The organism is Martinezella rhizogenes (genome assembly GCF_007002745.1).
Taxonomy (GTDB): Bacteria; Pseudomonadota; Alphaproteobacteria; order Rhizobiales; family Rhizobiaceae; genus Agrobacterium; species Agrobacterium cucumeris.
This window is the reverse complement of record NZ_SGNY01000025.1, coordinates 1-829: the sequence shown is the minus strand read 5'-3', so window position 1 is coordinate 829 and position 829 is coordinate 1. Positions and strand designations below refer to the sequence as shown.

Annotated in this window: 1 protein-coding gene; it reads left to right on the top strand. The window is 57.4% G+C overall.

What is annotated here, in order from left to right; translation table 11 throughout:
• Positions 1 to 829 (top strand): cucumopine synthase-related protein (locus tag EXN68_RS27320; protein ID WP_142843699.1); only part of this gene is annotated, 829 nt, incomplete at both ends.

The window sequence follows — 829 nt, the reverse complement described above, 5'->3', positions numbered from 1 at the left end:
CGAGCCGAAGGAGCTTCATGATATCCGGACCGGCACCTTCGCGGTCGGGACAAACAACCAATACTTCACGAACCTCGACTTCGTGAACGGCATGCTGCGCGACCAGTCGATGTACACGTGGTATCCGTTGCTGCTGACGTTCCAGGATGAGCGATTTACCCTCGAGCAGTGCTGCGCACTCGTGCACCGCTTTGACTACGCATACAGCAACTATCTGCGCTACAGCGGCTTGCAGGAAATGGGCGCTTTTGCCGAAGCGATCACCAAATATCTTCCGACGGCTGGTAGCCGCGACGAGGCGGTTGAGGCCGTCAAGGCGTTCCTGGGTTACCTCAACCGTTTGGCCGCCTGGTCATTCCATTACTTCCCTTGGAGCATCGGAAAACATCTCACTTACGAGACCCCGGAAGGTTCCATCGCGGCCCTGGCCGATCCCTCTCGGCGTGTTCAGATCCGCGACGGTCAAAAGGTACGGCTTACCTGGGAGCCGCTGGGCATCAGCGTCATTGCCTATCTCGCGACGAAGGAAAACCCCGAACTCTGCAACGACCTTATTCAAGCTCTGCCCTTCACGGTTGTTCAGGACCATGCCGTTGTCAGCGGTGAATCCATGTACGCGTGGGCGCCTGTCGTGAGCACCGCAAAGGTTAACGTCAAGGAACGGCAGTGCGATGCTCCGGTCGGCCGTATCCGCTATTCCCAGGGCACCGGCAACAAGGTCATCGTCCAGTATGGTGAAGTCACCGAAGATATTGCGACACCGGTTCTCGGTGAGATCCTGCCGGAGTATGCCGACGATATCTATAAGGTTGGTCGCGCTGTTCTGGAA